Source organism: Streptomyces sp. NPDC044044 (assembly GCF_056434405.1).
The window spans coordinates 1-9,954 of the sequence record NZ_JBWKFG010000023.1; the positions used below are offsets into that span (position 1 = coordinate 1).

Annotated in this window: 2 protein-coding genes; both read left to right on the plus strand. The window is 70.7% G+C overall.

The features are described 5' to 3' along the window. Positions 1-3,149 (plus strand): type I polyketide synthase (locus tag AC07AG_RS42505; RefSeq protein WP_478762560.1); only part of this gene is annotated, 3,149 nt, incomplete at its 5' end. Continuing rightward, positions 3,139-9,954 (plus strand): SDR family NAD(P)-dependent oxidoreductase (locus tag AC07AG_RS42510; protein ID WP_478762562.1); only part of this gene is annotated, 6,816 nt, incomplete at its 3' end. The genes AC07AG_RS42505 and AC07AG_RS42510, both read left to right, overlap by 11 nt.

Sequence of the window (9,954 nt, forward strand, 5' to 3'; positions counted from 1 at the left end):
ACCACCACACCACCCACTGGAACCTAAACAACCCACACCAACCCACCACCCCCACCAAACTCCCCACCTACCCCTTCCAACACCAGCCCTACTGGGTCACACCGTCCATCACGAAGCCCGTCGGCACGGCCACCGCGCTGGGCCAGGCGGCAGCCGGACATCCGATGCTCGGCGCCGTCCTCGACCTCCCCGACCAGCACACCACCCTCTTCACCGGACAGATCTCACTCACCACCCACCCCTGGCTCGCCGACCACACCATCCACGACGCCCCACTCCTGCCCGCCACCGCCATCGTCGACCTCACCCTCCACGCAGGCACCCACCTCGGCCACCCCCACATCGACGAACTCACCCTCCACACCCCCCTCACCCTCACCGACCACACCACCTACGATCTGCGCCTTCTGGCCACCCAGGACGAATCTGGCAGCTACTGCACACTCGAATTCCACTCTCGGTCCGCCGATGACGTCGAGTGGACCCACCATGCGAGCGTCACCGTCACGGCCACCGAGCCGTCGTCCAACTCGACCGATGCCCCGGAGAGTTCGAGCAGCTGGCCGCCCGTCGGCGCCTCAGTCGTGGATCTTGGGTCGGCGTACGACGACCTGGCTCAGCGCGGCTACCACTACGGCCCCAGTTTCCAAGGGCTGACCGCCGCCTGGCGCGACGGCGACGACCTCTACGCCGAGATCGACCTGCGCGCCGCGACCGATGGAGAAGTCGAAACGGGTCAGGACGCCGAGGGTGACTACGGGATCCACCCCGCGGTGCTCGACGCCGCCCTCCACCCCCTTGCCCTGCACCCCGAGGACGGTGCCACCAGCCAGACGTCCCTGCCGTACGTCTTCCAGGACGTCACGCTCCATGCCCCGCACGCCACCAGCGCCGGATCTTCCCTGCGTGTCAGGCTCACCAAGACCGGCCCGCAGACTCTCGCCCTCAATGCGACGGACACGTCCGGCTCACCGGTCGTCTCGATCGGTTCGCTCACCCTCCGGCCGCAGAGTGCCCCGGCACGGGCGACGCTCCGCCACGTCTCCTGGACAACCGTCTTGGCGCCCTCCACCGCCGTGCACCCCGACGCGTTGCTCAGCCTCGGCGGCGACGTGGAGGGCCCGCTCGCCTCGTTGGTCGCCGCCGACCGCCGGTGTGCGGATCTCGGCGAGCTCTCGGCTCTTCTCGAGACCGCGGAGAGCGGGACAGTCGCTCCCGATTCCGCCCCCAGGACGGTCCTTGCCCTGCTTCCCTCCGCCGAGTCCACACCCACGCCTCCCGCCGCTGGCCCCGGCGGTGAGCTCAGGAACGTACTCGGCCGAGCGCTCGTCTTCCTGCAGGAGTGGCTCGCCGATGAGCGTCACAACGGCACGCGCCTCGTCCTCGTCAGCCGCCGTGCCGTCGCCGCGCGGCCCGGCGAGGACCCCGATCCGGCCCAGGCCGCCCTCTGGGGTCTCGTCCGTACGGCGCAGTCCGAACACCCCCATCGCATCACGCTCGTCGACCTCGACACCCACCCCGACACCCCCACCGCACTCCCTCACGCCCTCGCGCTCACGTCGACAGCCAACGCGGCCGGGGACCAGCTCGCCGGAGAGCCGCTGATCGCCGTCCGGCAGGGCTCCCTCCACGTCCCCCGCCTCGCCCGACTCCCCCATGCCTCCACGCCGGATGCGCCCATCACCACCGCCTGGAACCTTCAGGGCACCGTCCTGATCACCGGCGGAACCGGCACCCTCGGTTCGCTCACCGCACGGCACCTCGTCAGCCGGCACGGCATACGCCACCTGCTCCTGGCCAGCCGCTCCGGCCGCCATGCGGCGGGTGCCGCTGAACTCGCCTCGGAACTCGGTGCGTTGGGGGCCAGTGTCACCATCGCCGCCTGCGACACCGCCGACCCGAACGCCGTCGCCGCGCTCCTGGCGACCGTCCCCGCCGAGCAACCACTGCGGGCCGTCATCCACACCGCCGGCGTCATCGACGACGCCACCCTCACCTCGCTCACGCCCGAGCAGCTGGAGAGCGTACTGCGGCCCAAGGCCGACGCCGCCTGGAACCTCCACCACGCCACCCGCGACCTCGACCTCGACGCCTTCGTCCTCTACTCCTCACTCGCCGCGACACTCGGCTCGCCGGGGCAGGCCAACTACGCCGCCGCCAACGCCTACCTCAGCGCGCTCGCCCACCACCGACACGCTCAAGGCCTCCCCGCCACCAGCATCGAGTGGGGTCCTTGGGATGACAGTCGCGGGATGGCCGGGCAGCTCTCCGAGACGGATGTCGCGAGGATCACCCGTACCGGGTTCCCGCCCCTGACGGCCGACGGCGCGCTCGATCTGCTGGACGTCGCGCTGGCCGTCCCGGAGCATCCCGTGGTGATCAGCACCGCGGTCAGTTCGGCGGCGTTGCGGGCACAGGCCGACGACGGGAGCCTTCCGCCGCTCCTGCGCGATCTCGTACGCGGCGGCCCGCGCCAGGCCGCTCCGGGCTCGGCCATCGGCTCCCCGGCAGCCGCCACGACCTCCGAGTCCCTCGTCTCCCGGCTCGCCGAACTGGACGAGGCTGGTCAGCAACAGCATCTGCTCGGCCTGGTGCGGCGGACCACCGCGGAGATCCTGGCGTACTCCGATGTCTCGGACGTTCCACCTCAGTTGGGGTTCCTCGACATGGGCCTCGACTCCCTGTCGACCATCGAACTGCGGAACGCTCTCGGCGGCCAGACCGGTCTCCGCCTCCCGGCGACCCTCGTCTTCGACCACCCCACCCCCGCGGCCCTCGCCCGCCATCTCCAGCGGCAGATCGCGCTCGACACGAGCGAAGGCCCCGGACAGGACGATGTTCTGGGTGATCTCCGCCAACTTGATTCTTCTCTGTCCTCGGTGCCCGTGACCGACGGTGCCCTGCGTGTGGAGATCAGGGATCAACTGCGCTCGTTGCTCCAGGCATTCGAGGCAGCCTCGCCCCTCGGCAACGAGCCGACGCATCAGGTGAATCAACCCGGTCAGCCGACCGGCGAGCAGGTGGCCGATGAACTCCGCTCCGCTTCGCCGGACGAAGTACTCCGGTTCATCGACCGCGAGTTCAGCGGCAGCAACGACTTCAGTGACACCCTCCATATTTCCCATGAGGCGGTTTCCGATGGCGAATGAAAAAGAGCTCGTCGACTATCTCAAGCGGGTCTCCACGGACCTCTATCAGACGCGTCAACGCCTGCAGGACATGGAGAACAGCGCCCATGAGCCGATCGCCGTCGTGGGCATGGGCTGCCGCTTCCCGGGCGGCGTGAACTCACCCGACGATCTCTGGGATCTGACGGCCGAGGGCCGGGACGCCATTGCGGAGTTCCCGACGAACCGAGGCTGGGATCTCGACAACCTCTTCCACAAAGACCCGGACCACCCGGGAACCTCGTACACCCGATCCGGCGGCTTCCTCTACGACGCCGACCTGTTCGACGCCGACTTCTTCAACATCTCGCACCGCGAGGCGCAAGCCATGGACCCGCAGCAGCGGCTGCTCCTGGAGGTGGCCTGGGAAGCGCTTGAGAATGCCGGGATGGATCCGGATTCCAGGACGGTGGCGGATTCCAACACCGGTGTCTTCACCGGGGTTTCGGCGCATGACTACGGACCGCGCGCCACGCACGCGCCCACGGAGTACCAGGGGTATCTGCTGTCCGGGAGTTCCGGGAGCGTGACATCGGGCCGTATCGCGTACACGCTCGGCCTGCAGGGCCCCACCATGACAGTGGACACCGCCTGTTCGTCCTCGCTGGTCGCCGTCCACCTGGCCTGCCGGGCCCTGCGCAACGGCGAGTGCGACATGGCGCTCGCGGGCGGCGCCGCCGTGCTGCCCACACCCGCGGTCTTCCTTGAGTTCAGCCGCCAGCGGGGGCTTGCCGAAGACGGACGCTGCAAAGCTTTCGGCGCCGACGCCGACGGCACCGGCTGGGCCGAAGGCGCGGGAATCATCGTCCTGCAACGCCTCAGCGACGCCACCGCACAAGGCCGCCACATCCTCGCCGTCATCCCCGGCTCCGCCGTCAACCAAGACGGCGCCAGTAGCCGACTGACCGCACCCAACGGGCCTGCGCAGGAACGGGTCATCCAACAGGCGCTCACCGACGCCCGCCTGACCGCAGATCAGATCGACGCGGTCGAAGCCCACGGCACCGGCACCACCCTGGGCGACCCCATCGAAGCCCACGCCCTGCTCAACACCTACGGACAACACCACACTCCCCAACACCCCCTACTACTTGGATCGTTGAAGTCCAACATCGGACATGCCCAGGCGGCTGCGGGCATCGGCGGCATCATCAAAATGGTCCAAGCCCTCAACCACGACCACCTGCCCCCCACCCTCCACGCCGACAAACCCTCCCCCCACATCGACTGGACCACCGGGCATGTCGCCCTCCTCACCGAGGCCACCCCCTGGCCCGAGCACGACCGGCCCCGCAACGCCGCCGTCTCCGCCTTCGGCGTCAGCGGCACCAACGCCCACGTCATCCTCCAACAAGCCCCCACCACCGGAGCGGATCAGGCACCGGAGACGGAGCCGGCATCCGCGCCGGTCGCGCTGACTCTCTCCGCCAAGACGCCCACGGCGCTGGCCGCCCAGGCCGTGCGACTGCGCGACCACTTGCGCAACCACCCCGGCACCGCACTGGCACCCGCCGCACGCGCGCTCTCGGCCCGCTCGGTCTTCACCCACCGCGCGGTGATCACCACGGACGACCGGACCGAGGCGCTCGCCGCGCTCGGATCCCTCGCCGATGGCGCGCCGCACCCGGCGCTCACCACCGGGCGTGCCACTCCCGCCGCCGGGGAGACCACCATGGGGAAGACCGCGTTCCTCTTCCCCGGCCAAGGCTGCCAATACCCCGGCATGAGCAGCGGGCTGCTGGCCTCCTCCGACGCGTTCCGCTCACACATCTCCGCGTGCGAGCTGGCCCTCGCTCCGTACGTGGACTGGTCCCTGACCGACGTTCTGCTCGGCACGGACGGGGCACCGAGCCTGGAGCGCGTGGATGTCGTACAGCCGGCGCTGTTCGCGGTCATGACGGGCATCGCCCGTCACTGGGAGAGCCATGGAGTGCGGCCGGACGCGGTGCTTGGCCACTCGCAGGGCGAGATCGCCGCCGCGCATGTCGCGGGCGCACTCGACCTCGACGACGCGGTGCGGATCATCGCGCTGCGCAGCCGGGCCATCACAGCGCTCGAAGGGCGTGGCGGCATGGCCTCACTGCCGCTGGGCACGTCCCGGGTTACAGAGCTTCTTGCTCCCTGGGAGGGACGCCTCGGCATCGCGGCCGTCAACGGTCCCGCCGCCACGGTCATCTCCGGTGACGCCGACGCCCTGGACGCGTTCATGGCTCACTGCACGGAACATGAGATCTCGGCGCGCCGCATCGCGGTCAGCTACGCCTCGCACTCCCACCACATCGACGAGCTGCGCGGTCGGCTCATCGCCGAGCTGGCCGACATCAGCCCGCAGCCCGCGCGCATCCCGTTCTACTCCACGGTCACCGGCACGCGCCTCGACACAGCCGAGCTCACCCCCGAGTACTGGATCCGCAACCTGCGCCGGCCCGTGCAGCTGGAGGCGACGACACGCGCTCTGCTGGGCGACGGCTTCCTCACCGTCGTCGAGTCCAGCCCGCACGCCGTGCTCACGCCGGCCGTTCAGGACACCATCGACGCCCGCGCCGAAGAGGAGCTCGAACGGAAGGAGACCGAACGGGAGGAGACCGAACGGGAGGAGCACGCCGCCGCGGCAGCCCCGACAGGTGAGGGCACCGCCCTGGTCCCGCCGCTCGTCACCGGCACTCTGCACCGCGACCGCGACGACCACCGTGCTTTCCTGGGTGCACTCGCCGAGCTCCACACTCACCACCACACCATCGGCTGGCCCATGGAGGGCGGCCGGAGCGGTGGCGGATTCCGACTTTCGCTGCCGACGTACGCGTTCCAGCGCCGCTCTTACTGGTTGACCCCGTCGGCCGACGGTACGGGCGCCAGTACACCCGCCGCGTTCGGCCAGGCGGCAGCCGGACATCCGATGCTCGGCGCCGTCCTCGACCTCCCCGACCAGCACACCACCCTCTTCACCGGACAGATCTCACTCACCACCCACCCCTGGCTCGCCGACCACACCATCCACGACACCCCACTCCTGCCCGCCACTGCCATCGTCGACCTCACCCTCCACGCAGGCACCCACCTCGGCCACCCCCACATCGACGAACTCACCCTCCACACCCCCCTCACCCTCACCGACCACACCACCTACGACGTGTATCTCGTGGCGGCCGAGGCAGATGCCGACGGACTGCGTGAACTCACGCTCCACTCCCGCGCCCACGACGACGGCGAGGAGTGGATCCACCACGCGACCGCCTCCCTCTCCGCGGATGCCCCGCAGGCCGCCGGCGGAGCCACGCCCGGCGGTGGTGCGGCGGCGTGGCCGCCGCCCGGCGCGACGGCCGTCGGCCTCGACGGCTTCTACGAGGCCCTGGCTCAGCGCGGCTACCACTACGGCCCCAGCTTCCAAGGGCTGACCGCCGCCTGGCGCGACGGCGACGACCTCTACGCCGAGATCGACCTGCCGGCCTCGGCGGACGCGGACGGTGCCCACGCGATCCACCCCGCGCTGCTCGACGCCGCCCTCCACCCCCTTGCGCTCCACCCCGAGAACGGTGCCGCCGGCGAGACCGGCACCGCCCTGCCATACGTCTTCGAAGGCGTCACCCTGCACAGTCCGCACACTCCAGCCACGAGCCTTCGGGTCCGGCTCTCCCGCACGGGTGACCAGGCCCTGACGCTCGCCGCCGCGCATCCCGACGGCACCCCGCTCGTCACCATGGGTGGTGTCACGCTGCGGCCCCGGGTCACGCCCGCCCCGTACACCCCGCTCCACCGGATCGCCTGGACCGAGTGTCCCGCGCCGACCACGTCCGCGCGACCGGCCGGCCTCGCCTGGCTGGCGCTCTCCTCCGCCGGGCACCCGGCCGCCGCGCTCGTCCCGGACGACGCCCACCACGCGGACCTTTCGGAGCTCGCCGCCGCGCTCGACGGCGGCACCGCGGCACCGCGCCATGTACTCGTCCCGCTCATGGCCGCCACCGACACCCGCCAGGAGGGCACGCCCGAGATCCACAAGGTGCTCGTCCACGTACTGGGGCTGCTGCGGGACTGGCTGGCCGACGACCGCTACCTCGACAGCCATCTCGTCCTGCTCACCCGGCACGCCGCCACCGTCCACCCCGGCGAGAACCCGGATCCCGCCCAGGCGGCCCTCTGGGGTCTCGTCCGGACGGCGCAGTCCGAACACCCCCATCGCATCACGCTCGTCGACCTCGACACCCACCCCGACACCCCCACCGCACTCCCCCACGCCCTCGCCGCCGACGAACCCCACATCGCCATCCGACAAGGCACCCTCCACACCCCTCGCCTCACCCGGCTCGCCGGTCCCACGGTCACCCCGCCCGCCGACAACTCCTCCGCCTGGCGGCTCGACCTCACCCGCAAGGGCTCCTTCGACGGGGTGACAGCGGTCGATTATCCGCGGGCCACCGAGCAGTTGGGGGTGGGTGAGGTCCGAGTCGACGTGCGGGCCGCCGGACTGAACTTCCGTGACGTTCTGGTCACCCTCGACATGGTGCCGGGGCAGGAGGGTGTCATCGGTGAGGGCGCCGGCATCGTGACGGAGGTCGGCCCGGAGGTGAGCCGACTCGCCCCGGGCGACCGTGTGATGGGCATGTTCTCGCAAGGCATCGGCCCCGTCGCCGTGACCGACCAGCACCTGCTGGTGCGGATGCCCGACGCATGGTCGTACGTTCAGGCCGCGGCCGCTCCGGTCGCGTATCTGACGGCGTACGAAGCGCTCAAGGGGCGGGCGCACACGGGCGAGTCGATACTCGTGCACACCGCGACCGGCGGCGTGGGCACGGCGGCACTTCACCTCGCCCGGCACTGGGGCCTCGAGGTGTACGCCACCGCGAGTCCTCACAAGTGGCACGCACTGCGCGCCCTCGGCATCGACGACGACCACATCGCTTCCTCCCGCACGCTCGACTTCGAGGAAGAGTTCCGGCAGCGGACCGCGAGCCGCGGTGTCGACGTCGTGCTCAACTCCCTGGCTGATGAGGCGATCGACGCGTCGCTGCGGCTGCTGGCCGACGGTGGCAGGTTCATCGAGATGGGCAAGACCGACATCCGTGACGCCCGGGAGGTGACCGCCGTACACCCGGGAGTCGACTACCGGGTGTACGACCTGACACAGACCGCGCCGGAGCGGATCCATGAGCTCCTGACGGAACTCACCCCGCTCTTCCGCAGCGGCGCGTTGCTGCCGCCACCCGTGAGCACGTTCCCGATCGGGCAGGCGCGGGAGGCGCTGCGCCATCTCAGTCGGGCCCGGCACATCGGCAAGGTCGTCCTGACCGTCGCGGCGCCGCTCAGAACGGACGGGACGGTCCTGATCACCGGCGGAACCGGCACCCTCGGTTCGCTCACCGCACGGCACCTCGTCAGTCGACACGGCATACGCCACCTGCTCCTGGCCAGCCGCTCCGGCCGCCATGCGTCAGGAACCACCGAACTGGTTTCCGAGCTAGGGGCGTTGGGGGCCGAGGTCACCATTGCCGCCTGCGACACCGCCGACCCGGACGCCGTCGCCGCGCTCCTGGCGACCGTCCCCGCCGAGCAACCACTGCGGGCCGTCATCCACACCGCCGGCGTCATCGACGACGCCACCCTCACCTCGCTCACGCCCGAGCAGCTGGAGAGCGTACTGCGGCCCAAGGCCGACGCCGCCTGGAACCTCCACCACGCCACCCGCGACCTCGACCTCGACGCCTTCGTCCTCTACTCGTCCCTCTCCGGCACGCTGGGCGCCCCGGGCCAGGCCAACTACGCGGCGGCGAACGCCTGCCTGGACGCGCTCGCCCACCACCGCCAGACGCTGGGGCTGCCCGGAACGAGCCTCGCCTGGGGCCTGTGGGCCGAGCACAGCGGAATGACGGGCCACCTGACGGCGGCCGACGTCGCCCGCATCACCCGCTCCGGGTTTCCGCCCCTGGCGACGACCGACGCGCTGGCGTTCCTCGACGCCGCGCTGGTCACAGCCGAACCGGCTCCGGTACTCGCCCGCATCAGCCCTCCGGCACTGCGGACCCTGGCCGGGGACGAGGCGCTGCCGCCGCTCCTGCGCGATCTCGTACGGGTCCCGGCGCCCGCACGCACGGCCGGTCCGAGGAGCACCGCTTCAACGGCTGATGCTCTGCGCGGGGGCGGTGACGCCGGCGCCTCACTCAAGGAACGTCTGGCGAGCCTGTCCGAGCAGGAGCGTACCGAGCAGGTGCTGTCCCTGGTCCGGGCCTCCGCCGCTGCGGTCCTGGCCCACCCGGACCCCGAACTCATCGACGCCCGGCAGGCGTTCAAGGAACTCGGCTTCGACTCTCTCACCGCGGTCCAGCTCCGTAACCACCTCACCCACGCCACCGGCATCCGACTCCCCAGCACCCTGGCCTTCGACCACCCCACACCGCAGGACCTGACGGACCATCTCCTGCACCGACTCGCCCCCCGGACGGATGTGGCAACCGGCGGCGCAGCAACCACCGCTCACGCCGCCACGGCGGCCGGTCTCGACGAGCCGATCGCCATCGTGGGCATGGGCTGCCGCTATCCCGGCGACATCAACTCGCCTGAGCAGTTGTGGGAGTTGGTGTCCCATGGCCGGGACGCCGTCGGGCCCTTCCCCACCGACCGCGGCTGGGACCTGACACGCCTCTTCGACACCGACACCGACCGACCCGGAACCTCCACCGTGCGCCACGGCGGTTTCCTCTACGACGCCGATCAGTTCGATGCCGGCTTCTTCAACATCTCGCCGCGCGAGGCCAAAGCCATCGACCCCCAACAACGCCTCCTCCTCGAAGTCACC